This window comes from Azoarcus sp. Soil_N_20 (assembly GCF_057656155.1).
Genome location: NZ_JBDGKX010000004.1, coordinates 28,311 through 54,666 on the forward strand (window position 1 = coordinate 28,311; position 26,356 = coordinate 54,666).

Annotated in this window: 28 protein-coding genes; 12 read left to right on the top strand and 16 right to left on the bottom strand. The window is 65.7% G+C overall.

The window, feature by feature from the left end; translation table 11 throughout:
* Positions 1-81: 81 nt before the first annotated feature.
* The gene (locus AC3A35_RS09635; protein WP_487435836.1) at positions 82-891 is read left to right on the top strand and encodes a peptidoglycan-binding protein; all 810 of its coding nucleotides are present in this window, start codon (positions 82-84) and stop codon (positions 889-891) included.
* A gap of 165 nt (positions 892-1,056) precedes the next feature.
* The gene (locus AC3A35_RS09640; RefSeq protein ID WP_487435837.1) at positions 1,057-3,333 is read left to right on the top strand and encodes a TonB-dependent receptor plug domain-containing protein; all 2,277 of its coding nucleotides are present in this window, start codon (positions 1,057-1,059) and stop codon (positions 3,331-3,333) included.
* A gap of 56 nt (positions 3,334-3,389) precedes the next feature.
* Here AC3A35_RS09640 and AC3A35_RS09645 read toward each other — a convergent pair whose 3' ends face one another.
* Complete coding sequence (locus AC3A35_RS09645; RefSeq protein WP_487435838.1) at positions 3,390-4,994, bottom strand: NAD(P)/FAD-dependent oxidoreductase; 1,605 nt, start codon at positions 4,992-4,994, stop codon at positions 3,390-3,392.
* Between the two features lie 365 nt (positions 4,995-5,359).
* Here AC3A35_RS09645 and AC3A35_RS09650 point away from each other — a divergent pair, with 365 nt between their 5' ends.
* The 4 genes from AC3A35_RS09650 to AC3A35_RS09665 all read left to right on the top strand — a co-directional run bounded on the left by AC3A35_RS09650 (position 5,360) and on the right by AC3A35_RS09665 (position 8,665).
* Positions 5,360-6,205 (top strand): 23S rRNA (adenine(2030)-N(6))-methyltransferase RlmJ, encoded by an 846-nt coding sequence (locus AC3A35_RS09650; protein WP_487435839.1) that lies wholly within the window; start codon positions 5,360-5,362, stop codon positions 6,203-6,205.
* Positions 6,202-6,555 carry a nucleotide pyrophosphohydrolase gene (locus tag AC3A35_RS09655; protein ID WP_487435840.1) on the top strand — a complete coding sequence of 118 codons (354 nt, stop codon included), beginning with the start codon at positions 6,202-6,204 and terminating at the stop codon, positions 6,553-6,555. Before AC3A35_RS09650 ends, AC3A35_RS09655 begins: the two co-directional genes overlap by 4 nt.
* Positions 6,556-6,701: 146 nt before the next feature.
* Entirely contained in the window at positions 6,702-8,285 is a 1,584-nt protein-coding gene (locus AC3A35_RS09660; RefSeq protein ID WP_487435841.1) for an inorganic phosphate transporter, read from the top strand.
* Between the two features lie 50 nt (positions 8,286-8,335).
* Positions 8,336-8,665: a DUF3301 domain-containing protein gene (locus AC3A35_RS09665; protein ID WP_487435842.1), complete on the top strand. Its 330-nt coding sequence runs from the start codon at positions 8,336-8,338 to the stop codon at positions 8,663-8,665.
* A gap of 3 nt (positions 8,666-8,668) precedes the next feature.
* Here AC3A35_RS09665 and folE read toward each other — a convergent pair whose 3' ends face one another.
* The 3 genes from folE to fabI form a co-directional block, all read right to left on the bottom strand.
* On the bottom strand, positions 8,669-9,304 hold the full coding sequence (folE, locus tag AC3A35_RS09670) for a GTP cyclohydrolase I FolE (RefSeq protein ID WP_487435843.1): 636 nt from the start codon (positions 9,302-9,304) through the stop codon (positions 8,669-8,671).
* 66 nt (positions 9,305-9,370) lie between these two features.
* Positions 9,371-9,967 carry a hypothetical protein gene (locus tag AC3A35_RS09675; RefSeq protein WP_487435844.1) on the bottom strand — a complete coding sequence of 199 codons (597 nt, stop codon included), beginning with the start codon at positions 9,965-9,967 and terminating at the stop codon, positions 9,371-9,373.
* A gap of 14 nt (positions 9,968-9,981) precedes the next feature.
* Positions 9,982-10,761: an enoyl-ACP reductase FabI gene (gene fabI, locus AC3A35_RS09680; RefSeq protein WP_487435845.1), complete on the bottom strand. Its 780-nt coding sequence runs from the start codon at positions 10,759-10,761 to the stop codon at positions 9,982-9,984.
* A 206-nt stretch (positions 10,762-10,967) separates the two neighbouring features.
* On the opposite strand from fabI, the gene AC3A35_RS09685 reads away from it, so the two are divergent.
* The 3 genes from AC3A35_RS09685 to AC3A35_RS09695 all read left to right on the top strand — a co-directional run bounded on the left by AC3A35_RS09685 (position 10,968) and on the right by AC3A35_RS09695 (position 12,912).
* Complete coding sequence (locus AC3A35_RS09685) at positions 10,968-11,468, top strand: HAD domain-containing protein (protein ID WP_487435846.1); 501 nt, start codon at positions 10,968-10,970, stop codon at positions 11,466-11,468.
* Positions 11,469-11,568: 100 nt separating this feature from the next.
* Positions 11,569-12,348, top strand: a complete 780-nt coding sequence (locus AC3A35_RS09690) for a hypothetical protein (protein ID WP_487435847.1) — start codon at positions 11,569-11,571, stop codon at positions 12,346-12,348.
* A gap of 15 nt (positions 12,349-12,363) precedes the next feature.
* Positions 12,364-12,912, top strand: coding sequence for a YaeQ family protein (locus tag AC3A35_RS09695; RefSeq protein WP_487435848.1), 549 nt, complete (start codon positions 12,364-12,366; stop codon positions 12,910-12,912).
* 19 nt (positions 12,913-12,931) lie between these two features.
* On the opposite strand, the gene AC3A35_RS09700 is transcribed toward AC3A35_RS09695, so the two are convergent.
* The 4 genes from AC3A35_RS09700 to cspE form a co-directional block, all read right to left on the bottom strand.
* Complete coding sequence (locus AC3A35_RS09700; protein ID WP_487435849.1) at positions 12,932-13,852, bottom strand: alpha/beta fold hydrolase; 921 nt, start codon at positions 13,850-13,852, stop codon at positions 12,932-12,934.
* A 317-nt stretch (positions 13,853-14,169) separates the two neighbouring features.
* A complete protein-coding gene (locus tag AC3A35_RS09705; protein ID WP_487435850.1) occupies positions 14,170-15,174 on the bottom strand; it encodes a serine/threonine protein kinase in 1,005 nt (334 codons plus the stop codon).
* Positions 15,175-17,244 carry a DEAD/DEAH box helicase gene (locus AC3A35_RS09710; RefSeq protein WP_487435851.1) on the bottom strand — a complete coding sequence of 690 codons (2,070 nt, stop codon included), beginning with the start codon at positions 17,242-17,244 and terminating at the stop codon, positions 15,175-15,177. It abuts the gene before it with no gap.
* Positions 17,245-17,387: 143 nt separating this feature from the next.
* Complete coding sequence (gene cspE / locus AC3A35_RS09715; RefSeq protein WP_108948709.1) at positions 17,388-17,597, bottom strand: transcription antiterminator/RNA stability regulator CspE; 210 nt, start codon at positions 17,595-17,597, stop codon at positions 17,388-17,390.
* A 314-nt stretch (positions 17,598-17,911) separates the two neighbouring features.
* On the opposite strand from cspE, the gene ylqF reads away from it, so the two are divergent.
* Positions 17,912-18,841: a ribosome biogenesis GTPase YlqF gene (ylqF, locus tag AC3A35_RS09720; protein ID WP_487436208.1), complete on the top strand. Its 930-nt coding sequence runs from the start codon at positions 17,912-17,914 to the stop codon at positions 18,839-18,841.
* Positions 18,842-18,848: 7 nt separating this feature from the next.
* Here ylqF and AC3A35_RS09725 read toward each other — a convergent pair whose 3' ends face one another.
* From AC3A35_RS09725 to AC3A35_RS09735, 3 genes are all read right to left on the bottom strand, one after another.
* On the bottom strand, positions 18,849-19,070 hold the full coding sequence (locus tag AC3A35_RS09725; RefSeq protein ID WP_487435852.1) for a hypothetical protein: 222 nt from the start codon (positions 19,068-19,070) through the stop codon (positions 18,849-18,851).
* Positions 19,071-19,073: 3 nt separating this feature from the next.
* A complete protein-coding gene (locus AC3A35_RS09730) occupies positions 19,074-19,730 on the bottom strand; it encodes a YitT family protein (RefSeq protein ID WP_487435853.1) in 657 nt (218 codons plus the stop codon).
* Between the two features lie 100 nt (positions 19,731-19,830).
* Entirely contained in the window at positions 19,831-20,127 is a 297-nt protein-coding gene (locus tag AC3A35_RS09735; protein WP_487435854.1) for a DUF6156 family protein, read from the bottom strand.
* Positions 20,128-20,251: 124 nt separating this feature from the next.
* On the opposite strand from AC3A35_RS09735, the gene AC3A35_RS09740 reads away from it, so the two are divergent.
* The gene (locus AC3A35_RS09740; protein WP_487435855.1) at positions 20,252-20,452 is read left to right on the top strand and encodes a SlyX family protein; all 201 of its coding nucleotides are present in this window, start codon (positions 20,252-20,254) and stop codon (positions 20,450-20,452) included.
* A gap of 54 nt (positions 20,453-20,506) precedes the next feature.
* Here AC3A35_RS09740 and AC3A35_RS09745 read toward each other — a convergent pair whose 3' ends face one another.
* The 5 genes from AC3A35_RS09745 to AC3A35_RS09765 all read right to left on the bottom strand — a co-directional run bounded on the left by AC3A35_RS09745 (position 20,507) and on the right by AC3A35_RS09765 (position 24,985).
* The gene (locus AC3A35_RS09745; RefSeq protein ID WP_487435856.1) at positions 20,507-22,483 is read right to left on the bottom strand and encodes a peptidase U32 family protein; all 1,977 of its coding nucleotides are present in this window, start codon (positions 22,481-22,483) and stop codon (positions 20,507-20,509) included.
* 59 nt (positions 22,484-22,542) lie between these two features.
* Positions 22,543-22,914, bottom strand: a complete 372-nt coding sequence (locus AC3A35_RS09750) for a VanZ family protein (RefSeq protein WP_487435857.1) — start codon at positions 22,912-22,914, stop codon at positions 22,543-22,545.
* 102 nt (positions 22,915-23,016) lie between these two features.
* A complete protein-coding gene (locus tag AC3A35_RS09755) occupies positions 23,017-24,303 on the bottom strand; it encodes a hypothetical protein (RefSeq protein WP_487435858.1) in 1,287 nt (428 codons plus the stop codon).
* On the bottom strand, positions 24,300-24,521 hold the full coding sequence (locus AC3A35_RS09760; RefSeq protein WP_487435859.1) for a DUF2249 domain-containing protein: 222 nt from the start codon (positions 24,519-24,521) through the stop codon (positions 24,300-24,302). The genes AC3A35_RS09755 and AC3A35_RS09760 overlap by 4 nt, the downstream gene beginning before the upstream one ends.
* Positions 24,518-24,985 (bottom strand): hemerythrin domain-containing protein, encoded by a 468-nt coding sequence (locus tag AC3A35_RS09765; protein WP_487435860.1) that lies wholly within the window; start codon positions 24,983-24,985, stop codon positions 24,518-24,520. The genes AC3A35_RS09760 and AC3A35_RS09765 overlap by 4 nt, the downstream gene beginning before the upstream one ends.
* 151 nt (positions 24,986-25,136) lie before the next feature.
* Here AC3A35_RS09765 and AC3A35_RS09770 point away from each other — a divergent pair, with 151 nt between their 5' ends.
* On the top strand, positions 25,137-26,354 hold the full coding sequence (locus tag AC3A35_RS09770; protein WP_487435861.1) for an MFS transporter: 1,218 nt from the start codon (positions 25,137-25,139) through the stop codon (positions 26,352-26,354).
* Positions 26,355-26,356 lie beyond the last annotated feature (2 nt).

The window sequence follows — 26,356 nt, forward strand, 5'->3', positions numbered from 1 at the left end:
GCAGTATAGATGGGCGCACAAAGTCTGCCGCTGCGATCCGGGTGTCCTATATTGGAATCGTTGTGCATACGGGGGACGGCCATGGCATTGCTCAGACGAGGAATGAAGGGCGCTGCGGTGACGCGCCTGCAGCGTGAGCTCAAGTTGCGCGGCTTCGACCCGGGCCTGATCGACGGCGAATTCGGTGGTGGCACCGAGGCGGCACTGATGGCCTTTCAATGGAGCGAGCACCTGGTGCCCGACGGCATTGCGGGGCCACGCTCGCTTGCCGCGCTGGAGCTCTCCAGACCGGCCGACGTGTTGCCCGACGTGCTGCCGGGGGTGACCGTGCAGGCGGTGTCGGAAATGTTTCCGTCCACCCCGGTCGGCAATATCCGCGAGAACCTGCCGCCGGTGAGCACTGCGCTGTCGGAATTCGGTCTGACCGACAAACCCATGGTGCTGATGGCGCTGGCGACGATTCGGGCCGAAACCGAGAGCTTCAAGCCGGTTGCAGAGGGTTTGTCGCGCTTCAACACCTCGCCGCGCGGGCATGCGTTCGACCTCTACGACAGTCGCCGCGACCTGGGAAATCAGGGTGCGCCCGACGGCGAGCGTTTCCGCGGACGCGGCTACATCCAGCTCACCGGACGTTTCAACTACACGCGCTATGGCGAGCAACTCGACCTGGGGGATCGGCTGGTCCGCGAGCCCGAACTTGCCTCCGATCCGTTGATTGCCGGCCGCTTGCTGGCCTCCTTCCTGAAGGACAAGGAGATCCGGATCAAGCGTGCCCTGCTCGAGGGCGACCTGCGCCATGCGCGCCGACTGGTGAATGGCGGCAGCCACGGTCTGGACCGCTTTTCCGACGCCTATCGACGCGGAGAGCAGGCAATCGTCGACGTGGTTTGAGGCGTCCGGACGGGACCGGGACGGTCAGCGGGAAGCCTGATCCGGGACGGGGTACAAGGGCTTTACTTTCTCGGGTCGGCCTTGTACTTTGTCGTGGGCGTAGAGGAGGAAACCCTCCAGGGACCATTCGGCTTCCTGTCTGCGCGGGAATGATCCGGACACGGCATGGTCGGCGGCCGGGTAACGGTGAAAAGAAGAACAGGAATTTCCAGAATGCCGTCAGTGGCCCGAGAACACCTTTGCCCGATGTCGCGCGCGCGGGGGCGCAAGGGCGTATCGGCACCGATGCGGTTGCGATCCCGGTCCGGCCGGGGCGGCGGCACGGTGTCTGCGTGTTTGATGATGATCGCACTCGGCGTGTCGCCATCGATGGCGCTCGCCACGTCCGGCGAGGATCTCTATTTCAGCGAACTACCGATCGTCGCATCGGTCAGCCGTCTGCCGCAGCGCCTGGCGGATGCGTCCGCGTCGGTCACGGTGATCGACCGCGACATGATCAAGGCCAGCGGCGCCCGCGAGCTCAGCGACGTGTTCCGCCTGGTGCCGGGCTTCCAGACCTATCCGAACAACACCGATGTCGCGCGGGTGGCCTACCATGGCCTCACCGACGAGGACTTTTCGCCGCGGGTTCAGGTGCTGATCGACGGCCGCTCGCAATATTCGCCGCTGTTTCGCAACGGGGTGAACTGGGCGACGCTGCCGGTGGCGCTGGAGGACATCGAACGGATTGAGGTCGTGCGCGGCTCGAACGCCGTGTCGTACGGCTCGAATGCCTTTCTCGGCGTGATCAACATCATCACCGTCGACCCGGCGCTGGTGCGCGGGGTGTCGGTCGGGGTCAATCACGGCAACCAGGGCGTGCGCGACACCACGCTGCGCGCCGGCGGGCGGCTGAGCGAGGCGGGCGATTTCCGCTTCACCTATCAGGGCAAGGACGATGACGGACTGGATGATCGGTTCGATTGGCAGGATTCGTTCCGGTCGCGGCTGTTCAATCTGCGTGCGGACTTCTGGTTGACGCACCGCGATGAGTTGCAGTTCAGTTTCGGCCACGTCGATGCCGTTACCCGGCGAGGTCGACTCGCCTCGGAAACCGTCATGATCGACGGGCATGAAGCGGATGTGCTGACCGGCGGCGAAGATCCCAACGACCCCCTGCGCGATTTCACCCAATCGAACACCCACATGCAGATCGCCTGGCGTCGCGCGCTCAGCGATAGTTCCGACTTCCAGCTCCGTTACGCTTACACCGAGGATCGCGGTTCCGAGGCGCATACCGTGCGTTTCTTCAACCTGCTGATCGACATCGACGCGGTCGGTGATCTGGGAACCCGGCACGAGATCGAGGGACAGCACACGCTGGCCCCGTCGGATACCACGCGTCTGGTCTGGGGGGCGGGATATCGACGGGACAGTGTGCGCTCCGAATCGACGCTGTATGAACAGGGAACGGTCTTCCGGAGGGTTGGCCGGGTTTTCGGAAACCTCGAATGGCAGCCGTCGCCCTGGCTCACCGGCAATGTGGGCGCCGCGACCGAATACGATTCGCTTGCCGGCAGAAACTTCGCGCCGCGGGTCAGCGCCAGCGTCCACCTGAGTCCGGAGAATACGCTGCGGGTAGGGGCGTCCCGCGCCTATCGAACGGGCAGCACCGTGGATTATCGCGGCGACTACAAGCTCGAACCATTTGCCACCACCGATGGAACGCCGGTACCGCCGGTTCACCGCCGGGATTTTTACGGCAACGCCAATCTGGATCCGGAGGAGATCAAGACCCTGGAGCTGGCTTACCTCGGCGAGTTCAAGGCCATCAGGAGCAGCCTCGACGTGCGCTGGTTCCGGGAACGGATTCCGAATCGCAACTACGAGGTCAGACATCTGCTGACGGATCCCGCCCTCTGCGACGTTCCGGCCACCGCGGGCTGCGCCGAGCCGTACGTGTCGACGCCGATCCAGCGGGTGAAGATAACGGGCATCGAGTACCAATGGCGGTGGCAGCCGCTGGACCACACGAGGTTGATGATCGGCCAGGCGTTTGTGCGCATCGATTCGTCCTACCTGCCGGAGGTCCTTTCCGGCTCGACGGTCACGACCTTCGACAATGTTCGCAATGTCGATCGGATCGAGCAGCACACCAACCGTTCCGCACCACGGCGCTCGACGTCGCTGCTGCTCATGCAGAAACTGCCCGGCGGCGTGGATCTGTCGGTGGCCGGTTACTGGATGGACAGCATGAAATGGACGCGCAATACGGCGGTGGACTTCTACCGGCGCTTCGATCTCCGTCTGGGCTACCCTTTCACCATCGGCGGACAACGTGGTGAAATCGCCTACACCGCCCAGTCGATAAACGGGGCGCACGGGGAATTCAAATCCGAAGGCGAACCGGACGATCGGGTGGTCCATACCCGCCAGTGGGTGTCACTGCGTCTGGATTTCTAGCCCGGCGAGGGGGCGCGGACGAAGGCTGCGTCCCGCCGCGGTGAAGTCCCGCGGGCTCACCGCTTTTCCATCATTGCCTGCGCCACCGCCTCGGCCACGCGGATGCCGTCCACGCCGGCCGAAAGAATGCCTCCGGCATAGCCCGCCCCCTCGCCGGCCGGATACAGACCCTTCACGTTGAGACTCTGGCAGTCCTCGCCGCGGGTCACCCGCACCGGCGACGACGTGCGGGTTTCGACCCCGGTCAGCACCGCGTCGTGCATCGCAAAGCCGCGGATCTGACGCTCGAACGCGGGCAGGGCCTCGCGCATGGCGTCGATCGCATAGGCCGGCAACGCGGTCGACAGGTCGCCGATCTTCACCCCCGGTTTGTACGAGGGTTCGACGGTGCCGAGCGCAGTCGACGGACGTCCGGCGACGAAATCGCCGACGAGTTGCGCCGGCGCCTCGTAGTTGCAGCCGCCGAGTTCGAAGGCGCGGGACTCGAGCGCGCGCTGGAAGGCGATGCCGGCCAGCGGGCCGCCCGGATAGTCCTCGGGGGTGATGCCGACGACGATGCCGGCATTGGCATTGCGCTCGTTGCGCGAATACTGGCTCATGCCGTTGGTGACGACGCGGTTGAGCTCCGAAGTGGCCGCAACCACGGTGCCGCCGGGACACATGCAGAAGCTGTACACCGCGCGGCCGTTCTTCGCGTGGTGCACCAGTTTGTAGTCGGCGGCGCCGAGCAGCGGGTGGCCGGCGTGCTTGCCGAGCCGCGCGCGGTCGATCAGCGATTGAGGGTGCTCGATGCGAAAACCGATCGAGAAGGGCTTGGCCTCGATGAATACGCCACGCTCGTGGAGCATCTCGACCGTGTCGCGGGCACTGTGGCCGAGGGCGAGGATGACGTGGTCGCTGCGGATCTGCTCTCCGCTCGCCAGCATCACGCCGCGCAGATGACCGTCCTCGATCAGCACATCGGTGACGCGCTGCTGGAAACGGATCTCGCCGCCGAGCGCCTCGATCCCGGCGCGCATGTTCTCGACCATGCCGACCAGGCGGAAGGTGCCGATGTGCGGCTTGCTCACGTACAGGATCTCTTCCGGTGCGCCGGCCTTGACGAACTCGGTCAGCACCTTGCGCCCGTAATGCTTCGGATCCTTGATCTGGCTGTAGAGCTTGCCGTCGGAGAAGGTGCCGGCGCCGCCCTCGCCGAACTGCACGTTGGACTCCGGGTCGAGTACGTTCTTGCGCCACAGGCCCCAGGTGTCCTTGGTCCGCTCGCGCACCGCCTTGCCGCGCTCGAGCACGATCGGGCGGTAACCCATCTGCGCCAGGATCAGCGCGGCGAAAATGCCGCACGGACCGAAGCCCACCACCACCGGCCGGTGCGCCGGCGCGGCCAGAGCCTGGCCGATGAAATGGTAGGTGGTATCGGGTGCCGGGCCGACATGGCGGTCGTCCGCGAAGCGCTCGAGCACCGCTGCCTCGTTCTTCACCTCAAGGTCGATGGTATAGATGAAGCTCAACGCGACCGACTTGCGCGCATCGTAGCTACGCTTGAACACGGTGAATTCGATCAACTCGCCGGCGTCGATGCCGAGACGCGCGACGATGGCGTCCCTGAGCGCCTCGGGGGCATGTTCGAGAGGCAGTCTGAGTTCGGTGATGCGCAGCATGGAAATTCCGTTGTTCGAGAATGGGCGATCGACTCGCCAGAGGGGCGAATTCTAATCGGTATCGGACCCATGGTCCCCTACAGGTGCAGGGCAAGCACAGGGAGTGCGCCGGGACGTCCGTGGGGCGGGCTGTCGAGAGCGCCGGCAGGAACAGCCGCAGCGGGGAAACAAGGCGATGCATGTCCGAGCCCGAAGGGCGAGTTTGCATCGCCGCCCCGATGCGGTTGTTCCTGCCGGGAAGCCGAAGGCCGCGAACGTCTGCCCGCCCCACGGATGCCCCGGATCGAGCACTCCGTGTGCTTGCCCGGCGGTCGACAGCACCCAGCGGTGGTAGCATTCCACGCCTTCGCCTTCCATCCCTGCCCATGCTCAGCTACCGCCACGCGTTCCATGCCGGCAACCATGCCGACGTCCTCAAGCATATCGTGCTGATCGAGCTGCTCGACTACTACAACCGCAAGGACAAACCCTGGACCTATATCGACACCCATGCCGGTGCGGGTTGCTACGCGCTCGACAGCGAACATGCGGAGAAGACCGCCGAGTCGGTCGGCGGCATCGGCCGGCTGTGGGAGCGTGAAGACGTGCCGGAGCAACTCGCGGCCTACATGAAAGCCGTGCGCCAGTTCAATCCGCACGGACGCCTGCTGTTCTATCCCGGCTCGCCCGCGCTGGCGATGACCCAGGCCCGTGCGCAGGACCGCCTGCGCCTGTTCGAGCTGCATCCCACCGACTACCTGTCGCTGCAGCAGACCTTCTCCACCGAAGGCGAACGGGTGCAGGTGCGCAAGGCCGACGGCTTTGCCGGCCTGCGCTCGCTGCTGCCGCCGCCCTCGCGCCGTGCGGTGGTGCTGATCGATCCGCCCTACGAGGTCAAGGACGACTATCGCCACGCCGTCGACACCCTGCGCGATGCGATCCGACGCTTTCCCAACGGCACTTACGCCTTGTGGTATCCGCTGCTGGCACGGCCCGAGGCCAGGCTGTTGCCCGAACGGCTGGCGGCACTCGGTGCCGACAGCTGGCTCGATGTGCGGCTGGCGGTGAAGGGCGCGCCGCGGGACGGATTCGGCATGTTCGGCAGCGGCCTGTTCGTGATCAATCCACCCTGGGTGCTGCCCCAACGGCTGGAGGCGATCATGCCCTGGCTCGCCGACGTGCTGGCCGAGGATGGAGAGGCCGGCTTCGACCTGGAGCATCATATCGAATGAGCACGGATACCCTGCACGAATTGCGCGACAGCCTGCGCGCGTTTGCCGACGCGCGGGACTGGGGTCAATTCCACACTCCGAAGAATCTGGCGATGGCGCTGGCCGGCGAAGCGGGCGAGGTGATCGAACACTTCCAGTGGCTGAGCGCCGAGGAGTCGGCGGCCCTGGCGGACGATACCCGCGATGCGGTGGCGCTGGAACTGGCCGATGTGCTGCTCTACCTGGTCCGGCTGGCCGATGTGCTCGGTGTCGACCTGGCCGATGCCGCCCGGCGCAAGCTGAGCATCAACGCCGAACGTTATCCGGTGGACAAGGCGCGCGGTCGGGCGGACAAGTACGACTCACTGTGAGTGCCGATCGCCGTGCGCTACCACTTCCGTAGTGTGGTACCGAAGCTGCGCCGGGCGGCGTTCGCAGGGTTTTCTTGATCGTTGAGGTTGGGTGGCTGTCGTTTTTCTGAAACAATGCGCCCTTTGCCTCTATCGGAAAACCCCGCGTGGAACTGCAACACATCAGTGACATCGAGCGCGCCACCGAGCGTGGCCGTACCGAATTGTTCCGCTTTGGCGTCGGCCTGATCTTCATCGTCGGCGTGATGTTGTATGCGGCGATGCGCGGCCAGGGCGAAAGCAGCCTGGTACTGGTAATTGCGGCCATGATCGGTGGCTACATGGCGATGAACATCGGCGCCAACGATGTCGCCAACAACGTCGGGCCGGCAGTCGGGTCGCGCGCACTGACCCTGGGCGGCGCGCTTGTGCTCGCCGCGATCTTCGAGGCCGCCGGGGCCTTGATCGCCGGCGGCGAGGTGGTCGGTACCATCCGCAGCGGCATCATCGATCCCGATCAGCTCAGGGATTCGGCCGAGACCTTTGTCTGGGTCATGCTCGCGGCCCTGCTTGCCGGCGCCTTGTGGCTGAATTTCGCGACCGCGGTCGGAGCCCCGGTGTCCACCACCCATTCCATCGTCGGTGCCGTCCTCGGGGCGGGGGTCGCGGCCAAGGGCTTCGGTATCGTCAACTGGAGCTCGATGGGTGCGATTGCTTCGAGCTGGGTGATCTCTCCGGTAATGGGCGGGCTGGTCGCCGCCGGTTTCCTGTATCTGATCAAGCGCAGCATCACCTATCAGGCCGACATGGCCGAAGCGGCGCGCAAAATGGTGCCGGTGCTGGTTGCGGTGATGGCGTGGACGTTCTCCACCTATCTGATCCTCAAGGGTCTCAACAAGGTCTGGAAGGTCGGCTTCGTCGCGGCCATCCTGTACGGTCTCGGGTTCGCGTGGCTGGTGTTCTTTGTGGTCAAACGTCACCTCGCTCGCAACACGAGCTTCATTGCGAACACCAAGAATGGGGTGAACCGGCTGTTTACCGTCCCGCTGATCTTTGCCGCGGCGCTCCTCAGTTTTGCCCATGGCTCCAATGACGTGGCCAATGCAGTGGGGCCACTGGCGGCCATCGTCGATGTCGTGACCAGCGGCGGCGAGATCAACGACAAGGCGGTGATTCCGGTCTGGGTGATGATGATCGGTGCCGTCGGCATCGCGCTGGGTTTGGCGCTGTTCGGGCCGAAAGTCATTCGCACGGTGGGGTCGGAGATCACCGAACTCGATCAGATGCGCGCCTATTGCATCGCGATGGCGGCCACGATCACGGTGATCATCGCCAGCCAGTTCGGGCTGCCGGTCAGTTCGACCCATATCGCGGTGGGCGGGGTGTTCGGGGTCGGCTTCCTGCGCGAATATCTCAAGAGCAACTACGACCGCATGGTGGCCGAGATCAAGGCCCATCACCCCGAGGGTGATCAGGCGGCAATCGATGCGTTCATGGTGCGCTTTGACGATGCGTCGATCGAAGCGAAGGGCGACATGCTGCGCGATCTCAAGCAACGCTCCAAGAAGAGTGAAGATCCCGCCCACTTCTCGAAGGTCGAGCGCAAGGGGCTGCGCAAGGTGTACAAGCGCGAGCTGGTGAAGCGCTCGCAGCTGCTGCGGATTGCAGCGGCGTGGATCATCACGGTGCCGGCGTCGGCGTTGATGGCGGCGCTACTCTTCTTCATGATGCGTGGCATGATGATCGGCTGATCGGTCGCGTGCTGGCGCGACTCCGGATGACGACCCGCTGACAGGACGACATGCCTCTTGCCGAACTCGCTGCCCTCCTGCTGATCTGTTTGATCGCCTGGTTCTGGTTCGACAGCCTGAAGGCGCGCGAGGCAGGTGTCGCCGCTGCCCGCGTCGCCTGCGAGCGTGAAGGCGTGCAGCTGCTCGACGATACCGTCGCCAGCCGTTCATTGCGCCTCGGGCGTGATGACAATGGCCGGATGGCCATCCGGCGTGCCTACGATTTCGAGTACTCGGATTCGGGTTTCGACCGTTACCGTGGATCGGTGGTGTTGCTCGGCCGCGAGGTGGTGATGCTGGATCTGGCCGCCCATGTCAGCAATGTGCGCAAGCTGTTCTGACGCTCAAACCATCCGGCGGTCGATCGCACGCAGGAACTCATTGCGCAACTGAGGCGAGGTATCGAACTCGCCGGCAAATGCCTGGGTGACCACGCGCTCGTCGCCGCGGCGATCCTCGCCCAGCAGCAGGCATAGCTGTTCGGCCTCGATTACGCAGGCTGCACCTGCGGCATGGCCGTGTTTCATCAGCGCGTCGGCGATGTCGCGCGTCATCCATTCCTGGTAGGTGAAGCGGTGGCCGATGGCGTCCACCAGGCGGGCAATGCGACCGAAGCCATGCAGACGTCCCCCGGGCCTATAGGCGACATGGGCAAGACCGCGGAACGGGACGAGGTGGTGTGGGCATACCCCATGGACCGCAATGCCGCGGATCACCACCATGTCGCGGCGCTCGTCGGCAAAACCGTCGCCGAGTGCTTCGGCAGGGTCGAGTTCGTAGCCGCCCAGCAGCCGGCGTTGCCACAGTTCGCGGACGCGTTGGGCACTGCGGCCGGTATGGGGAGATTCGGGGCTGATGCCGCAGGCGCGCAGCAGATCCGTGATGGCCTGCTCGAAGGCCGGTGCATCGAAATGGCCGCTGCGCGGAATGCCGATTCCGTCGGGGCGCGGAGCGTCGTGATGATCGTGATCGTAACTCATGGTCTTCTTCCGTTGCCGGGTAGCCGATGATACGCCCCGTGCGGGTCGCGAGTGCGTCCTGGAATGTCAGGCGATGAACACCGGATCGGAGAACACCAGGGTGCCGTCCTGGCGCATCATCAGGTTGTTTGCATTCAGGATGTCGGGCAGGACATGGTACTCCTCGACGAAGTCGGACAGCGCCTTGATGGCCTTCTGCAGGCTGTCGCACAACCCGAGCGGAGTGACCGCCAGGTGATAAAGCGCGATCCGCCCCATGTCCGTTCCCAGCCGGCTCCACTGCTGACAGGCCGACCAGTAGAACTCGATCAGGCGGATCGCGAGTTCGGCCGCCGGCGTGTCGGCCTTGAGCGGATAGAGCCGCTCCATCTCGAGCAGGTGGAACGGGTAACCGGAGCGCGCCCGGCCGATGACCCCGTGGTCGGCGAACACGACCGGGAAATGCTCTCCGCGCGGTCTGTCCTCGGCCGTGTACAGAAAGTAATCCGCTGGCGAACTGACGACCTTATAGACCCGCTCGCCATCCTCCTTGTCGATCACGATCGAATACTCGCCGCGCCCGAGCTCCGGCTTGCCGTCGAGCAGGGGGTGGGCCGGAACCGGATCCGGCAGGGTCACCGCCTCACGGCCCAGTTGCGCGCGTGCTTCAGCCAGATCGATCAAGAAGGAGCCCCGTGTCAACCCATGATGTTGTAGCCGGCGTCCACGAAGTGTACGCCGCCGCTGATCAGGCGGCCAGCGTCGGACACCAGGAAGGCGGTGAGGGCGCCGATGTCTTCCGGGGTGACTAGGCTGTGCATCGGCGAACGCTCGACTGCCGCAGCCATCAGACCGTCGAATCCCGCAATCCCCGACGCGGCACGGGTCATCAGCGGGCCCGGAGACACCGCGTTGACGCGAATGTTCTTCTCGCCGAGTTCCGCGGCCAGGTAGCGGGTGGCCGCCTCGAGCGCCGCCTTGCACAAACCCATCACGCCATAGTTGGAGATGACCTTCTCCGAGCCGAGATAGGTCATGGTGACGAGCGAGCCGCCGCCGGCCTTGACCATCAGCGGTTCGACCATCTTCGCCAGGCGCACGAAAGAGTGGGTGGACACGTCCATTGCCAGTGCGAAGCCATCCGGCGAGGTATCGACCACTCGGCCGTGGAGGTCGTCACGCTTTGCAAAGGCCATGCTGTGCAAGGCGAAATCGAGTTTGCCGTAGCGGGCGTCGATCTCGGCAAACACTTCGGCCATGGTCTCGGGTTTGGTGACGTCGAGCAGGTATGCGTCCGCCACGCCAAGACGGCCGAGGATCGGCTCGATGAAAGCGCGTGTTTTTTCGTTCTGATAGGTGATGATCAGCGTTGCACCGGCCTGAGCGCAGGCTTCGGCGACACCGGTGGAGATCGATTTCTCGTTGGCGATCCCGGTAATGAGGCCGACTTTGCCTTGCAGATTGATGATCGGGGTCATGATGTGCTCCGTATCGGTAAAGCGTGAAGTAATTGGTTGCAGTGCACTATTCCAGCAGCCGAAGATGAAACCTATGGCCCAACGCTGGAAAGAAAGGCGAGTGTGTGACGCACAAATTCCTGTTTCCAGTATATATTGCATTGCAACATCAATGAACCTGCTGCCATGTAGCGTATTCATGGCGGTGCCGCACAAGAGCGTGATCAATGAACCGGACTGCCTATATTTTCATGGATTTCGACGGGGTCACCCACCCCTGGGGCGAGGTGGAGGATTTCCGCTGCCTGCCGTTGATCGAATCCGTGATCCGCGAGTTCGAAGAGGCGAAGATCGTCATTTCGTCGGACTGGCGCATGCTGTTTTCCCTGCAAAAGCTGGTCGGCCGCTTTTCGGACGATATCCGGCCACGGGTGGCCGGGCTCACGCCGCACATGCTGCCCAAGCAAGGAGCCGAGCTTCACGGTCTGCGCGAGCGCGAGTCGATGCTCTGGCTTACCCAGCACGAGGCCGACATGGCCACCGCTGCGTGGTGTGCGATCGACGACGCCCCGGGCAACTGGCTGAGCCGCTCGCGACTGGTGCTGACCGACTTCAAGCGCGGCTTCACCGAGGAAGATGCCGGTGCGCTGCGCCGCATGCTGCAGGGCTTCCGTTCGGGCGTGCCGGCGCTCGAGAAGCCGCGTTCCGGGTTCCGCTGGGCGTCCTGATCGTCGCTTTTCCGGGGCGGGCGTCATGTTCGGTTCTGCTGCGCGTTGCCCGATCGTGTTGCGGTCGGCACAATGTGCGCCCGCCTAACGGATGATTCCCATGCCTCCTGCCACGCCTGCCGATTCCGTACTCCCCGCTGACGCCTTGAGCACGCTCGCCGTGGCCGACGTGCAGCGCCAGGCCGCGCGCATGGCGCAGGATGCGTTTGGCCGCGTGTTCCGGCTGACCCTCGAGGCCACCGACGAGGCGCGTCGCAGCGGCGTGGCGACCCTCGCGGTGGCGATGCGCAACTGGGCGCAGGCGGGCGACGGCGACGAAGCCCGCGCGTTGCGGCTGGCGATGCTGTTGTCCGGCCTCGATCAGTGGGGGCTGGCGTGGACCCAAGCATTCGATCTGGCCGCCATTCCCGGTCTGAGCGAACTGGTGGGTGAATTGCGCACTTCAATGGATGCACGGTCGGAGGCGCGCTTCCTGCAGCAGTTCGAGGCACTGACGGCGGCGGAGGGCAATGCGATCGACTTCAAGGTCGAACTTCGCCGCGGCATTCATCTTGCGCTGTGGCACGCTTCGATTGCCAGCGAAGACCGCGACGAGGCGCTACGCCTGGCAGGCCAGCTCGGCAGCCTGCTGCTGGCGCTGGCGCGGGAAATGCCGGTGCTGGGCTGGCGTCTGGTGGCCGATGCACTGGCCTACATCCAGATCCGCTGCCTGGCCGACGGGCTCGCAGCGGAGGGGGTGGCGCAGGAGGCCACCCAGGCCCTGTTTGCGGCGCTTTCGCGTGAGCTGCCGGGCAGCCACCGTGACGTGGTAATGGCACATGCGGCGCAGGCGGTGGTCGCCTGGCAGCGTTCGAACCGGCCCTCGGGCACGGTGCACTGAGCAGAGGCGGAACGAATGGCCATCAAGGCAACGATATACAAGGCCGAACTACAGATCGCGGACATGGACCGCAGCTACTATGGCGATCATGGCATGACCCTGGCGCGCCATCCGTCGGAGACCGACGAGCGCATGATGGTGCGGCTGGTCGCTTTCGCGCTGTACGCCGATCCGGCATTGAGCTTCGGCAAGGGCTTGTGTGTCGACGATGAGCCCGACCTGTGGCAGCGCGATCTCACCGGTTCGATCGAGCGCTGGATCGACGTCGGGCAGCCCGACGAGAAGTGGATCCGCAAGGCATGCGGTCGGGCCGACCGGGTCGTGGTGGTCAGCTACGGGCGTGCCGCGGCGATCTGGTGGGCGGGCGTACGCGACAAGCTGGCACGCCAGAGCAACCTGACCGTGATCAATCTGCCTCCGGAAGTTGCGCCGGAACTCGTCCGCCTGACCGACCGGGGAATGCGTCTGCAATTCACGCTGCAGGATGGCCACGTGTGGGTGACCAACGGTCAGGAAACGGTCGAATTCGAGCCCGAACTGCTGTTCGGGCCGGCACGTTACTGATACGGCATGGAGGGCGGGATCACCCGGCCTCCACGCTGACCGGCAAGGATTCGTTCGCCGGTGGCGCCTCGAGCAGGAAGCGGCGGATCGCCTCGGCACTGGTGGCGGGATCCTCCTGCATGAAGCAGTGCCCGCCCTTCATGACCTGCTGGCTGACGTTCGGATTGCTTGCGCACCAGCGTGCAATGCCCTTGGCGGCAAACGGATAGGTGTCTTCGCCGCGCAGCACGAGGGTCGGGGTGCGGACTTTTTCCAGCGAGGTCCACAGGCGGCGCGGGTAGGAGCTGAAGATCTCGGCTTCGCGCGCGGGCCGGCACTTGAGCTCGACCCCGCCGTCCTCGGTGTCGCGCAGGGCATGATTCACATAGGCCCATAGCGCTTCTTCCTTCCAGCCCTTGAACATGCCGCGTTCGTGCAGGGCGCGGAATGCCGTCTGGCGGTCGTCCCAGTGGCTGCGGCGCAGTCGGGTGCGGCTGGCCAGGGTGTTGCGCGAGTACAGTCCGACCACGTCCGACAGCGCCATCAGGCCGATCATCGCCGGCGGGAACAGCACCGGGTCGAGCAGCACCGCGCGCGAGAACAGGGTGGGTGCGCGGGCCAGCATCAGGCCGCTGATGACGCCGCCGAAGCTGTGGCCGACTGCGCACACCGGGACCTTGCCGAAGATCTTGCCGCGCGCGCGCCAAGCCTCGAGGCACAGTTCGGCGGTGCGGTTCCAGCCGTGGAAACGACCACCGCCGTCACTGTCGCCGTGGCCCTGGATGTCGGACAGGAAGAGGTCGAAGTGCGGGGTGAGCCGGACCAGCATCGGTTCGTAGGTGCGCCCGCAATAGCCGTTGCCGTGGAGGAAGTGGAGTACCGGCTTGCCCGAGGGTAGCGAGTGTTCACCGCGCAGGGTGTAACCGGCGGAGCAGGAGTGGTACCAGGCTTGGAGTTGCATACTCGATCGTCGTGAGGGGGCTTTCCGTCAGGGGCTGAGTGTAGCGCCGAGCCGGCGCGAGTTGTGCACTGCGGTGCAGTGCCTCGGTGTGCTTGCATGAAGCGCTCGTTCCGGCGAGTCCCGGCAGCGGGCAGACGTTCGCGGCCTTCGGCTTCCCCGCTGAAAAGGCATCATCGGGGCGGCGATGCAAACTCGGTCGCTGCGCTCCCTCAGACATGCATCGCCTTGTCTCCCCGATGACACCTTTTCAGCGGGCGCTCTCGACAGCCCGCTGCCGGGACTCGCCGGCGCGCTTCATGCAAGCACCCCGAGCGCGGTCACGACGGCCACAGGGGCGGTTCGTCCATCAGCGCGATCTGCTCGCGCAGCTCGAGGATGCGGTCCTGCCAGTAGCGCTGGGTGTTGAACCACGGAAAGGCGGCGGGGAAGGCCGGGTCGTCCCAGCGGCGGGCGATCCAGGCCGAGTAGTGGATCAGACGGAGGGTGCGCAGCGCCTCGACCAGATGCAGCTCGCGCGGCGAGAACGCCATGAAGTCTTCGTAGCCGGCGAGGATGTCGGCGAGCTGCGCGCTTTGCTCCTCGCGTTCGCCCGACAGCAGCATCCACAGGTCCTGCACCGCGGGGCCGCTGCGCGCGTCATCGAAGTCGATGAACTGCGGCCCGCCGCCGTCGCCCTGCTGCCACAGCACGTTACCCATGTGGCAGTCGCCGTGCAGGCGCAGTTTCCTGAACGGGCCGGCGCGTTCGAAACAGCGTCGTACGCCGTCGAGCGCCTGTGCCGATGTGGATTTCCAGGCCGGCAGCAGGTCGGGCGGGATGAAGTCGTGGGCCAGCAGCCAGGTGCGCGGTTCGTCGCCGAAGCTGGCGATATCGAGCGCCGGGCGCGCCTTGAACGGCTTGATCGCGCCCACCGCGTGAATCCGTCCGATGAAACGGCCCAGCCATTCGAGCGTGGCCGGGTCGGAGAGCTCCGGTGCGCGGCCGGAGAGGCGCGGGAACAGTGCAAAGCGCATCTCCCGATGGCAGTGCAGGGTGCGCCCCTCGATCGCGATCGGCCGTGCCACCGGAATTTCGCGCTCGGCGAGTTCCGCGGTGTAGTCGTGCTCCTCCTGAATGGCCTGGTCGCTCCAGCGCGCGGGGCGATAGAACTTGACCACCTGCATCGGCCCGTCTTCGATGCCGATCTGATAGACGCGGTTTTCGTAGCTGTTGAGCGCCAGCAGGCGCCCGTCCGGGTGCAGGCCGACGCTCTCGAGCGCATCGAGCACGAAGTCGGGGGTCAGCCCGGAAAAAGGCGCCTTGCCGGCGGGTGCGTCCCGCACTCAGTCTTCCTTGCGTTTCTTCGGTTTCCCGGCGGAGAAGGGGGACGAGCCCGGGCCCGAACGCGGCGGCGCGCGATCGTCGCGGCGCGGCGCGCCCTGATCCCATGGCTTCTTGCCCGGCGCCCCCGGCTTGCCGTAGCTGCCCGCAGGCTTGTTGCCCCAGGCCGGTTTGCCTTCCTTGCCGGCGGGGCGCGAAGCGCGCTCCGGTGGGTTGGCAGGAGCCCCTTCGGTACGCCGCGGGCCATATTCGCGCCGTGGCGCATCGTCGCGATACGGACTGTGTTCCTTGCGCGGGGCCTCGTCGCGGCGAGGCGCATCTTCACGCGGCGGCCGGCGGCTTGCCGGCACCGTGGCCGCTTCCTCGTCGGTCAGCGGACGGATGTTGAGTGCGCACTGACGGACGCGGGTGCGTTTGAGCAGGCCGATGAGGTCGTCCGGCAGATTGGCCGGCAGTTCGACCGTGGAGAAATCGTTGAACAGGTGGATCTGGCCGATGAAGCGGCCGTCGATGCCGCCTTCGTTGGCGATGGCGCCGACGATTTCCTTCGGGCTCGCGCCCTGGTCGCGGCCGACCTCGATGCGGTAGCGTACCAGCGCGCCCTCGGCGAAGGAGCGGCGGCGGGCGAGGATCTCGTCGCGGTTCGGGCGCGGCGCGCGCTCGCGGCTGGCGCCGGTGGTGAACAGTTCCTCGCGCGGCGGACGGCCGCCGGCGTTGGATGGTGCGGTGGCCAGGTCCCAGCCGCGTCCGGCTTCTTCGATTTGCAGCGGGCGTTCGCGCTGGGCAAGATAGGCCAGTGCCGCGGCGATTTCGTGGGCATCGAGCGCATTCTCTTCGGCGAGGCCATTGACCACGTCCATGAAGAATCCGAGCTCCTGTTCGCCGAGGGTATCGAGCACGAGTTGCTTGAACTGGTTTACCCGCAGGCTGGAGACTTCCTCGCGACTGGGCAGGGCGATCGGTTCGATCGGCTGGCGGGTGGCGCGCTCGATGACCTTGAGCATGCGCGTCTCGCGCGGGGCGACGAACAGGATCGCCGAGCCCTCGCGACCGGCGCGGCCGGTACGGCCGATACGGTGCACGTAGGCTTCGGTATCGTAGGGGATGTCGTAGTTGATGACGTGGCTCACGCGCGGCACATCGATGCCGCGGGCGGCGACGTCGGTGGCGACCACGATGTCGAGCGCGCCGTTCTTGAGCTGCTCGATCACCCGTTCGCGCAGGCCCTGGGTCATGTCGCCGTTGAGCGCCGCGGCCGCATAGCCGCGCGCGGCGAGCTTGTCGGCGAGTTCTTCGGTAGAGATCTTGGTACGGACGAAAACGAGTGCGGCGTCGAAGGTCTCCTCGGCGTCGAGGATGCGGGTAAGCGCGTCGAGCTTGTCCACGCCGCGCACCAGCCAGTAGCGCTGGCGGATCTTGGCGACGGTGGAGGTGGCCGAGCGGATCTTGATCTCTTCCGGTTCGCGCAGGTGGCGGCGGGCGACGTCGCGGATTGCGCTCGGCATCGTGGCCGAGAACAGCGCGGTCTGCCGCGTCGCGGGGATGTGCTCGAGGATCCACTCGACGTCGTCGATGAAGCCCATGCGCAGCATCTCGTCGCCCTCGTCCAGCACCAGGGTCTTGAGCGCATCGAGCTTGAGGCTGCCGCGCTCGAGGTGGTCCATGACCCGCCCCGGGGTACCGACGATGACCTGGGCGCCGCGCGACAGCTGGCGCAACTGCACGACCATGCTCTGGCCGCCGTAGATCGGCAGCACATGGAAGTTCTTCAGGTGATGGGCATACTTGGCAAAGGCTTCGGCCACCTGGATCGCGAGTTCGCGGGTCGGGGTGAGCACCAGGACCTGAGGCCGGGTGTCGGCGAGATCGAGCTTGGCCAGCAGGGGAAGCGCAAAGGCGGCGGTCTTGCCGGTGCCGGTCTGGGCTTCGCCGAGCAGGTCGCGACCGGCCAGCAGCAGCGGAATGCAGGCGGACTGGATGGGAGACGGGGTTTCGTAGCCGACTTCGGCGAGCGCCGAGAGCAGATTGTCGGGCAGGCCCAGCTGGGCAAAGGTTTCGATCGGTTCGGTCATGGCAGGGGGTCTGGCGTAGTGTGGCCGGGGCGGGAGGGCGCGGTGATCTGCAGCCCGGACAATGTCCAAGTATGGCCGATCCGGCGCCACAAAAACAAAAACGCGGCCCGGAGGCCGCGTTCTGCGTGATCAGCGAGCGCCGATCAGAGCGGGCGGATGTTAGCCGCTTGCAGGCCCTTGGGGCCGTTCTTGACTTCGAATTCGACGCGCTGGTTCTCGGCCAGGCTCTTGAAGCCCTTGCCTTGAATTTCGCTGAAGTGGGCGAACAGGTCGTCACCGCCTTGTTCCGGGGTGATGAAGCCGAAGCCCTTGGCGTCGTTGAACCACTTGACGGTACCGGTTTGAGTGCTCATTTTGCGTTCCTTAAAAACAGGTAAAGAGGGCATATGCCCGGAGTGCAGGAACGATCAAGAAACGTATTGAGGGAATCAAACCGTAAAGTTCGCGGAACGAACACGCGGAAACGACACCACAACGACAACTGCTTGAATCGACTGCGACGCCACAATACACGTTTTTGCTGGGGTGTGGTTTTTTTTTTCATGCAATGTGCCTTGCCGCGCTGATGCCTCGGGACGGCACCGGGGTCAAATTGCGCGGGTGGCGGAGTCAGCGGCGGTCACAAGATGGGATAATGCGCCTCTTCAATATCCAGCCCGGACTTCCGATGCCCATCCAGTGGTTCCCAGGTCACATGAACTCGGCGCGCAAGAAGGCGGCCGAAACCTTGGCCGCGATCGATGTCGTCATCGAGGTGACCGACGCTCGCCTGCCCGAGGCCAGCAGCAACCCGATGATCGCGGAGTTGCGCCAGTTCCGGAATCGTCCCTGCCTCAAGCTGTTGAACAAGGTCGATCTGGCCGATCCCGAAGCCACCCGGGCGTGGATGGATTTCTACAACCGTCAGCCGGGCGTGAAGGCGGTGGCGATCTCGGCCAAGAAGCCGGCCGATGTGAACCGCATTCCTGCACTGTGCCGTCAGCTGGCTCCGCATCGCAACGACGGGACCAAGCCGTTGCGGATGATCCTGATGGGTATTCCCAACGTGGGCAAGTCCACGCTGATGAATGCGCTGATTAAGCGCAAGGTGGCCAAGGTCGGCGACGAGCCGGCGGTCACCAAGGGCCAGCAGACGCTCGATCTCGGTCCCGGCATGACGCTGACCGATACCCCCGGCCTGATGTGGCCGAAGATCAGCCACGATTCCGACGGTTTCATGCTCGCCGCCAGCCATGCGATCGGGCGCAATGCGGTGATCGACGAGGAGGTCGCGACCTTTCTGGGCGAGATCCTGCTCGCCCGCTATCCGGCGCTGCTCGCCGCCCGTTATCGCATCGATCCGGCCGCCTTCGACGGTCCCGGCCTGCTGGAGGAGGTCGGTCGCCGACGCGGGTGCCTGCAAAAGGGCGGCGGACTCGATCTGGAGAAGGCCGCACAAACGCTGCTGCTCGACTATCGCAGCGGCGCACTCGGCCGGATCAGCCTGGAGTCGCCGGACACCCGTGCGGCGATGCTCGCCGAGGCCGCGGCAAACGGGCCCGCTCCGGTGAATCCGGATCTTGCGGTGGATGACGAGCGCGAGGATCCGGAAGAGTAGGTTGCCCTCAGTCGCCCTCGGCGGGTGAGCGCATCGACGTCCACTGCAGCCATTGTCCACAGGCATTTCGCGGCCCGCGCAGCGAGCCATGCCACGGGCCTTCGCAGCACGGACCGCGGTTGTCCTCGGGGTCGAGTTCGACCTGCACGCCGTCGGCACCCAGGGTGCGTTTGCCGCCCCAGCGGTTGCAGGTCGGGCAGCGGCGCAGTTCGGCGAGCTCGATGGCCATCGCTCAGATCCCCATGTAGCGGCCCGGGCGGTGGTTGACCGCGATCACGAAGTTGACCGCCACCGCACCGAGCACCGACAGGCCGACCAGTCGGGCATCGACCACCAGCAAGGCCAGCGCGAGGATCGCGCAATCGGCAGCCATCTGCACCCAGCCTGCCCGCCAGCCCTTGCGCTGCTGCAGGTACAGTGCGAGCACACCGACGCCGCCCAGGCTGGAGCGGTGGCGGATCAGCATCAGCAGGCCGGTGCCGGCGAGCAGCCCGCCCATGACCGCCGCAAAGACCGGGTCGACCCGGGCGACGGCGAGCATCGCGGGTAGCCATTCGGCGCAGGCCGACAGCAGCAGGACGGTGCAGAAGGTCTTGAGGGTGAACTCACGCCCCAGGACGCGCAGGGCGAAGACGTAGAACGGCAGGTTGATGACGAAGAAGACCAGGCCGAAGGGTAGCCCGAAGGCATAGTGGATGACGAACGCCAGGCCGGCAGTGCCGCCGGTGAGCAGGCCCGCGTCGCGGAACAGGGTGATCGACAGTGACAGGAACAGGGTGCCGACGACCAGCCCCTGGACATCGTCCAGCAGGCTGTGGCGCGCGACCTCGGTCACGGCTGCCGGGGCGGCGGGTGCGGATGGCTCGGCAGGAAGGGGCGCGGACGACATGGCGAAGACTCTCGGAGGAATGCGCCGATGATAGCCGCTCGCGGCCTGTCGGGCAGCGGTGGAAAACCACAGTCCGACCCGTCGGCCGCGTGTGCCCCGGTCAGCGCGGCTGACCGCCGTCGTCGAAGTCGAGGGTGGTGGTCTCCTCGTCGGCATCGGTAATCGTGGCCTGCATCAACGCACCATTGTCGCGGTAAACATAGCGGTGGGTGAGCTCGAGTTCGCCATAAACGATCTTGTCGAAGCCGGTCAGGCGGCCTTCGGTGTCGAAATGGCCACGGAAGTAGGTGTTGCGATTGTCGAGTTCGGCTTCGGTGAGTTCATTCACCAGCTTGAACGGGAGTTGGACGCCGCTATAGGTGACGAAGTAGCGGGTGGCAGCAGCGGAGTCGGTCATGGCCATGTTTGTCGAATGGTTAATGTCGGGCCGATGATCGCACACCCATGGTGCCGTGCAAACGCCGGCCCGGGTTAGAATCCGTGCCCCGGAGCCAACTCGCGGCCATCGGGCCGCTGTCGCCATGGAAGACCGCCTGGAAAGACTCGAATCCAAACTGATGTTTGCCGAGGACCTGCTCGACGAGCTCAATCGCACGGTCTACCGCCAGCAGCAACAGATCGATCTGCTACAGCAGCATCTGCGCCTGCTCGCCCAGCAGATGCAGTCGGCGCAGCCTGCTACCCGGCTGCGCCCGGAGGACGAAGTTCCGCCACATTACTGAACGGCCGGCGAAGCGGCCCGCTGCGTTCGCCGCGGCTTGTCCGGCGGGTGCGACCTAGCGGTTGCGGGCAGGGCCGGCACCGGCTTCCGGCCGGGTGGGGAAGAACTTCACCGTTTGCGGCGCGAACTGGGCATGCAGCTTCGCGACATGCGGCTTGAGCTGGCCGACCACATGCATCTCGCAGCGCTTGCAGTCGAAGCGCAAGGTCAGCGTCTCCTTGCCATTGACCAGCGTCATCGGATCCGGCCGGATGCCCTTTACCTCCTTGGGGCAGAGGTTGAAGCTGTAGCGCAGGCAGTGCTTGGTGATCATCAGCGACACGTCCTCGCGTTCCTCGTTGGCCTCGTAGGCCGCCTCGATCAGCTTGACCCCGTGGCGGGCATAGAAGGCCCGCGCCTTGTCGTTGAGCACGTTGGCAAGGTAGCTGAGGGCGTCCTGCGGATAGGGCACCGGGGGCTCGACCGGTTCGGCGCGCGGTGGCCGGGCATAGGCCTCGAGCCGTGCCGCTTCGAGGCGCTCGACGGCGTCGCGGCGCAGCGCATTCAGGCTCGACGCCGGCAGGAAGGGCGCCTCGGCCAGATCGAGGGCGATCTCGCCTGCGCTGAACAGGGTGTTGCCCAGTTTGCCGAGGTGTTCGCGAATCGTGTTCAGGGCGCGCTCGGCGTGCTGCGCCGGCTCATGAGCGGTCGCGATGCGGCTGGTGGCGGCGATGCCGTCCTCGTCGGTCAGCGTCAGTGCGTAGCCGTCGGCGGTGGCAAAGAAGCGTGCACTGACTGCGATGCGGCGGTCGGCAGATTTCTTCTCCAGCGCACGCTCGAATTCATGATCGTGGTTGCGGAACACCGAGGTGCCGGGGACCAGGTCTGCCGGCAGCGATTCGGCCGGGAACAGGCGATCCACGCCTTCGCCACCGCCATCCGGTTCGGCACGGTTGACGCGCAGGCCGGTCAGGTCGCCCTTGGCGTCGTACCAGGTCAGGCCGTCGCCGTTGTGGATGGGTGCCACCCGCTCCACCTCGAAGAACTTGCGCCCCCTGGTGTCGATGCGGATGACGCGGCCGACCGCCTCGCCGACGAATTTCGGCGACTCGAAGGCTTCGATGCCATGCTGGCGCTTGTTGGTGAAATAGTCGGTGTAGCCTCGATTGAAGGTCTTCTCGGCCTGCGGCGCGAACAGAAAGGTGCTGCGCCCGCTCGAGGCGCGGCGATAGGCCGGCCCGTCGGCATCCGGATGTTCGATGACCTCGTCGAGCAGCTGGCGGTAGTGCGCGGTGATGTTCTTGACGTAGGCGAGGTCCTTGTAGCGGCCTTCGATCTTGAACGAGCTGACTCCGGCTGCGGCCAGCGCGCGCAGGTTGGCGCTCTGGTTGTTGTCCTTCATCGACAGCATGTGCTGGTCGCGCGCGATCACCTTGCCGTCCTGGTCGGCGAGGTCGTAGGGCAGACGGCAGGCCTGCGAGCACTCGCCGCGGTTGGCACTGCGCCCGGTGTGCGCATGGCTGATGTAGCACTGGCCGCTGAAGGCGACGCACAGCGCGCCGTGGACGAAGTACTCGAGCTGGCAGGTGGTGGCGGCGGCGACCTTCTTCACCTCGTCGAGGGTCAGCTCGCGCGCGAGCACGATCTGCGAGAAGCCGACGTCCTGCAGGAACCGGGCCTTGGCGGCATCACGGATATCGGTCTGGGTGCTGGCATGGAGCTGGATCGGGGGCAGGTCGAGTTCGAGCAGACCCATGTCCTGCACGATCAAGGCATCGGCACCCGCGTCATACAACTGCCATACCAGCCGGCGGGCCGCATCGAGCTCGTCGTCGCGCAGGATGGTGTTGAGCGCGACGAACACCCGGGCATGAAAACGGTGGGCATGGGCCGCGAGGCGGGCGATGTCGGCGACGGTGTTCTCCGCTGCCGAGCGCGCACCGAAGGACGGTCCGCCGATATAGACGGCATCGGCCCCGTGGTTGACGGCTTCGATGCCGATATCGGCATTCTTCGCCGGCGCGAGGAGTTCGAGGGTGTGGCGGGGCATCATCGCAGGGCGGCGTCAGGCACTTGATCGGGAAGGCCGCAATGATACCGGTTCGCGGCTGTTCAGGCGTGCCTGCTCGACCTTGTTACCGTGCCGCGCAGCGCCAGGTGGCGGGCGGGTAGTGCGGCGACCGCGATCCCCACCGCATCGGCGATCCAGTCCCACATCTCGCCGAAACGATAGCCGGTAAGGGATTGTGCGATTTCCATCGCCGCACCGTAGCCGAGCAGGCCGGCGGCCACCACCGGCAGATGGCTTGGCCAGGCCACCACGCCGAGCGCCATGAGCAGGGCGAACAGCACCGCATGCTCGATCTTGTCCTGCCAGCTGACGAGCTTGACGATGTCCGGTGCGGGCTGCAGGGCAAGCCAGAACACGAGCATGAGGGTGGCAATGAACAGGCAGCGGAAGACGAGGCGGGGGATGCGGGGCATGGGAGCGCGTGCGGAATGCGGAGCCGGTCGGGGTGGAGGCATGATGGTAGCAGGCCTGCACGGTCTGCCAGCGCGGCGGGCCGCTTCGATCGGTATGCCCGGCTATGCCTGGCCGTGCGCGGCGGGTCTGGCACCACGCCACATCTTCACCACATGCAGCAGATTGGCCAGCAGCCAGACTGATTCGATCACCAGCATCAGGCCGGCCAGGGGCGCGAGCAGGGGCAGCATGGCCGCAAGCGCCAGCACCGCGAGGGTTGCCGCGTGCAGGCGCAGCTGCGCGCGGACACGGGGTTCGGGCATCAGCTTCTTCACGTTGGGAGCCTTGATGCCGGCCTGGGTCAGGTTCAACCACGCCAGAAAGGGCACGATCTTGTACAGCATGGCGCTGGTGGCGCCGCCGAGACCGCCATGCAGGACGAGGATGCCGACGAGCACCGGCCAGTGCTCGGCCCCGGAGACGATCGCGATGGCCAGCACGACGATGCTGGCGAGCAGCGCGATCATGGACAGACGGAAGGCACGAAAGGAGGCGTCGGGGTTGCTCCGTCGGGTGCGCGCCTGGAGCCGCAGGGTCGTGCCGACAAAGCCTGCGGCGCACACCAGAAGCATGAGCAGCAGCGTGGTGGCGAGATCGTCGATGCCGGCTGTCACGGCGATCGACCATGCCAGCAGCAGACCCAGCATCGCCGGCGCCCAGAATCGGGTCAGGGTGACGGGATAGGCGGGGGTGATATGGAACATCGGCACCACGACCCAGCTCGTTGCCGCCAGTACGATGCCGGCCCAGCCGAGCAGTGCCCAGCCGGCGTGCAGGTCGACCTGGATCGGAAACGGTAGCGGCAGCGCGAGGCCACGGGTCAAGCCCAACGCAAGGGTCAGCCCGAGTGCAGCGGTGATGGCGAGGCCACCCAGCGCGAGCCGAAGGTCGCGGGGGGTGCGGCTGGCCATGCTGTTGGCCGGTGCGCGGGCCACTGCATACACCGCGCAGACCAGAAAGCCGCCGAGGGTCAGCCCGAGCAGGCCGGCGCCGCCGATCAGGATGTTCGGACGGGCGTAGGCGAAGCCGGTTGCAAGGCCCACGGTGCCGAGGCTGAGTCCGAGGTGCACCAGGCGGGACAGGCGCAGCGGCGACGACAGCGAGGCCCCCGCCACCACCGGCAGGATCTGGATCAGCGCGCCGAGCATGATCTGCAGCAGGAAGCCGACCGCAAACAGGTGCACGACCGCGAGTGCGTCCGGCGTCCACCGCGACGCCAGCACGTCGCTGCCACCGAGCAGCACCGCGCCGGCCGCGATGCCGAACAGCGGCGCGGTGAGAAAGAGCCGCAGCGGTGCCGAAAGGGGCGGGGCTGCGTCGTAGCCGAGGCCGGGGTTGGCGCCACTCATGGCCGTTCGATCAAGACCTCGACTGCGCCGTCCTCACGAATCACCGGCGTGTAGCGATAGCCGTCACGATCGAGGATGCGGAACAGCGGATGCGGCATCCGATCGAGGCGTAGCAGGATGCGCCCGCCCGGAGGGAGGTCGGTGATCGCTTCCATCGCCACTTCAAAGGGGCCAGGCGGCTCGAGGCCGCGTGCATCGATCAGGATCGGCTCGTTCATGCTGCAACTCCTGTACTTCTTTCGGGATGAAGGCTCGCATCCAGTTCGGCTGCGAGGGTTTCGAGCTGCCCGGCGAGCCGTGCTTCGCACATCGGATAGAGGATGTTCTCTTCTTTCATGTTGTGTTGCTGAATCATGATCAGCAGGGTTTCGGCCTCGCCGGCAAACTCGTCGGCGTCGTGCTGCACGATCGCCGTCGTCATCCGCTCGAGGAAGGCGCGCATGTCTGCATGTTCGGCGCGCATGACCGCGGTCGGCCCGCCCACCATGCCGGTGGCCGCCTCGAAGCGCGGAAAGAGCAGTTGTTCCTCGGCGCCGAAATGGGTGTTCAATGCGTGCGCGAAGCCGGCCATCGCCGCCGCCGCGGCAGACCAGTCAGCGTGATCGACGAGGGCTTCGACACGCGCAAAGTCGTGGTCGCAGGCCCGGTGGTCTGCGGTCATCAGGCTGGAAAGTGTGGTCATATGGATTCCTCGGTAGTGGCAACGATTCTCCGCAAAGACCTCGCCGCCACCTTGATGCGGGTCAAAACCGTTGCCCCGTGCCAGCTTTATCCGAAGCCCCGAAATGGTGCAATGCAGGCAGAATGCCGCCTTTGTCGGACGGATTACCGGAATGAATGCTGCACATGCCCCGAGCGCGTGGGGGCGGATCTTCCTGCCCTTTGCGCTGGGTTACTACCTGTCCTACCTGCTGCGTACCGTCAATGCCGTCATCTCCCCGGAGCTGACCCGGGTTCTGGGCCTGACCGCGGCCGATCTCGGGCTGCTGACCAGTACCTACTTTCTGGCCTTCGGTATGGCCCAGATTCCGGTCGGCATCGCACTCGATCGTTTCGGTCCGCGCCGCGTGGAGGGCACGCTGATGGTGTTGACGGCGCTGGGTGCAGCGGCGTTCGCGATCGGCGACTCGCTGCCGACGCTGGGCAGTGCGCGGGCTCTGATCGGCGTGGGCGTGTCGGCCTGCCTGATGGCCGCGCTGAAGGGGTTCGCGATGTGGTACCCGGCGGAGCGGCAGAGCTCGATGACCGGTTTCATCATGGCGGCCGGCGCGCTCGGCGCGCTGACCGCGAGTGCACCGGTCGAGGCGCTGTTGCCCGTGGTCGGATGGCGCGGTGTGTTCTGGATCATCGCGGCACTGGCGCTGGTGATTTCCGGGTGGATCTTCTGGTCGCTGCCGGATGAGGCCAGCCACACCAGCAATGAAACCCTGGGGGACGCGCTGCGCTCGGTGGGCGGGATCTTCGCTGCGCCTGCCTTTCGGCGCTTTGCCGGCTCGTCGATGTTCTTCACCGGCGGGTTCATGGCGATGCAGAGCCTGTGGGCAGTGCCGTGGCTGATGAACGTCAATGGCCTCACCCTGGCGCAGGCCGCTGTTCAACTGGTCGCGCTCAACGTCGGCATGCTGACCGGGCAATTGTCCATCGGCGTGCTCGGCGTCCGTCTCGCCAAGCGCGGGGTGCGGCCGCTGAATCTGATTCAGTGGGGTTTTGCCGGCATGCTGACGGTGCAACTCTGCATCCTGTTCGATGCCGGTCCGTCGATGATGTTGTGGTTTCTGCTCGGGGTGCTGTCGTCGGTCAATTCACAAAGCTATCTGGCAACGTCATCGAATTTTCCGAAGCAGGTATTCGGCCGGGTGTCGACCGCGATCAATCTGATGGCGTTTGCCGGGGCGTTCGTCGTGCAGTGGGGGCTGGGCCTGGCGCTCGACGCCTTGCAAGGGGACGGACGAACGATGGCGGAAGCACTCGCGCTGGCTTTTGGCGGCTTGATCGCGATTCAGATCCTGGTCTACCTGCCGCTGCTGCCGTGGCGGCAGCGTACGCGCTGAGC

What these genes read in the sequence shown, in the direction of transcription:
- AC3A35_RS09690 (WP_487435847.1), top strand. Translation starts at nt 11,569, where the DNA reads ATGCCTCCTGCCACGCCTGCCGATTCCGTACTCCCCGCTGACGCCTTG.
- AC3A35_RS09760 (WP_487435859.1), bottom strand. Translation starts at nt 24,521, where the DNA reads ATGAACGAGCCGATCCTGATCGATGCACGCGGCCTCGAGCCGCCTGGC.
- AC3A35_RS09745 (WP_487435856.1), bottom strand. Translation starts at nt 22,483, where the DNA reads ATGATGCCCCGCCACACCCTCGAACTCCTCGCGCCGGCGAAGAATGCC.
- AC3A35_RS09710 (WP_487435851.1), bottom strand. Translation starts at nt 17,244, where the DNA reads ATGACCGAACCGATCGAAACCTTTGCCCAGCTGGGCCTGCCCGACAAT.
- AC3A35_RS09765 (WP_487435860.1), bottom strand. Translation starts at nt 24,985, where the DNA reads ATGACCACACTTTCCAGCCTGATGACCGCAGACCACCGGGCCTGCGAC.
- AC3A35_RS09685 (WP_487435846.1), top strand. Translation starts at nt 10,968, where the DNA reads ATGAACCGGACTGCCTATATTTTCATGGATTTCGACGGGGTCACCCAC.
- AC3A35_RS09640 (WP_487435837.1), top strand. Translation starts at nt 1,057, where the DNA reads ATGGTCGGCGGCCGGGTAACGGTGAAAAGAAGAACAGGAATTTCCAGA.
- AC3A35_RS09655 (WP_487435840.1), top strand. Translation starts at nt 6,202, where the DNA reads ATGAGCACGGATACCCTGCACGAATTGCGCGACAGCCTGCGCGCGTTT.
- AC3A35_RS09650 (WP_487435839.1), top strand. Translation starts at nt 5,360, where the DNA reads ATGCTCAGCTACCGCCACGCGTTCCATGCCGGCAACCATGCCGACGTC.
- AC3A35_RS09695 (WP_487435848.1), top strand. Translation starts at nt 12,364, where the DNA reads ATGGCCATCAAGGCAACGATATACAAGGCCGAACTACAGATCGCGGAC.
- ylqF (WP_487436208.1), top strand. Translation starts at nt 17,912, where the DNA reads ATGCCCATCCAGTGGTTCCCAGGTCACATGAACTCGGCGCGCAAGAAG.
- folE (WP_487435843.1), bottom strand. Translation starts at nt 9,304, where the DNA reads ATGAGTTACGATCACGATCATCACGACGCTCCGCGCCCCGACGGAATC.
- AC3A35_RS09750 (WP_487435857.1), bottom strand. Translation starts at nt 22,914, where the DNA reads ATGCCCCGCATCCCCCGCCTCGTCTTCCGCTGCCTGTTCATTGCCACC.
- AC3A35_RS09725 (WP_487435852.1), bottom strand. Translation starts at nt 19,070, where the DNA reads ATGGCCATCGAGCTCGCCGAACTGCGCCGCTGCCCGACCTGCAACCGC.
- AC3A35_RS09740 (WP_487435855.1), top strand. Translation starts at nt 20,252, where the DNA reads ATGGAAGACCGCCTGGAAAGACTCGAATCCAAACTGATGTTTGCCGAG.
- AC3A35_RS09645 (WP_487435838.1), bottom strand. Translation starts at nt 4,994, where the DNA reads ATGCTGCGCATCACCGAACTCAGACTGCCTCTCGAACATGCCCCCGAG.
- cspE (WP_108948709.1), bottom strand. Translation starts at nt 17,597, where the DNA reads ATGAGCACTCAAACCGGTACCGTCAAGTGGTTCAACGACGCCAAGGGC.
- fabI (WP_487435845.1), bottom strand. Translation starts at nt 10,761, where the DNA reads ATGACCCCGATCATCAATCTGCAAGGCAAAGTCGGCCTCATTACCGGG.
- AC3A35_RS09665 (WP_487435842.1), top strand. Translation starts at nt 8,336, where the DNA reads ATGCCTCTTGCCGAACTCGCTGCCCTCCTGCTGATCTGTTTGATCGCC.
- AC3A35_RS09635 (WP_487435836.1), top strand. Translation starts at nt 82, where the DNA reads ATGGCATTGCTCAGACGAGGAATGAAGGGCGCTGCGGTGACGCGCCTG.
- AC3A35_RS09700 (WP_487435849.1), bottom strand. Translation starts at nt 13,852, where the DNA reads ATGCAACTCCAAGCCTGGTACCACTCCTGCTCCGCCGGTTACACCCTG.
- AC3A35_RS09730 (WP_487435853.1), bottom strand. Translation starts at nt 19,730, where the DNA reads ATGTCGTCCGCGCCCCTTCCTGCCGAGCCATCCGCACCCGCCGCCCCG.
- AC3A35_RS09755 (WP_487435858.1), bottom strand. Translation starts at nt 24,303, where the DNA reads ATGAGTGGCGCCAACCCCGGCCTCGGCTACGACGCAGCCCCGCCCCTT.
- AC3A35_RS09735 (WP_487435854.1), bottom strand. Translation starts at nt 20,127, where the DNA reads ATGACCGACTCCGCTGCTGCCACCCGCTACTTCGTCACCTATAGCGGC.
- AC3A35_RS09770 (WP_487435861.1), top strand. Translation starts at nt 25,137, where the DNA reads ATGAATGCTGCACATGCCCCGAGCGCGTGGGGGCGGATCTTCCTGCCC.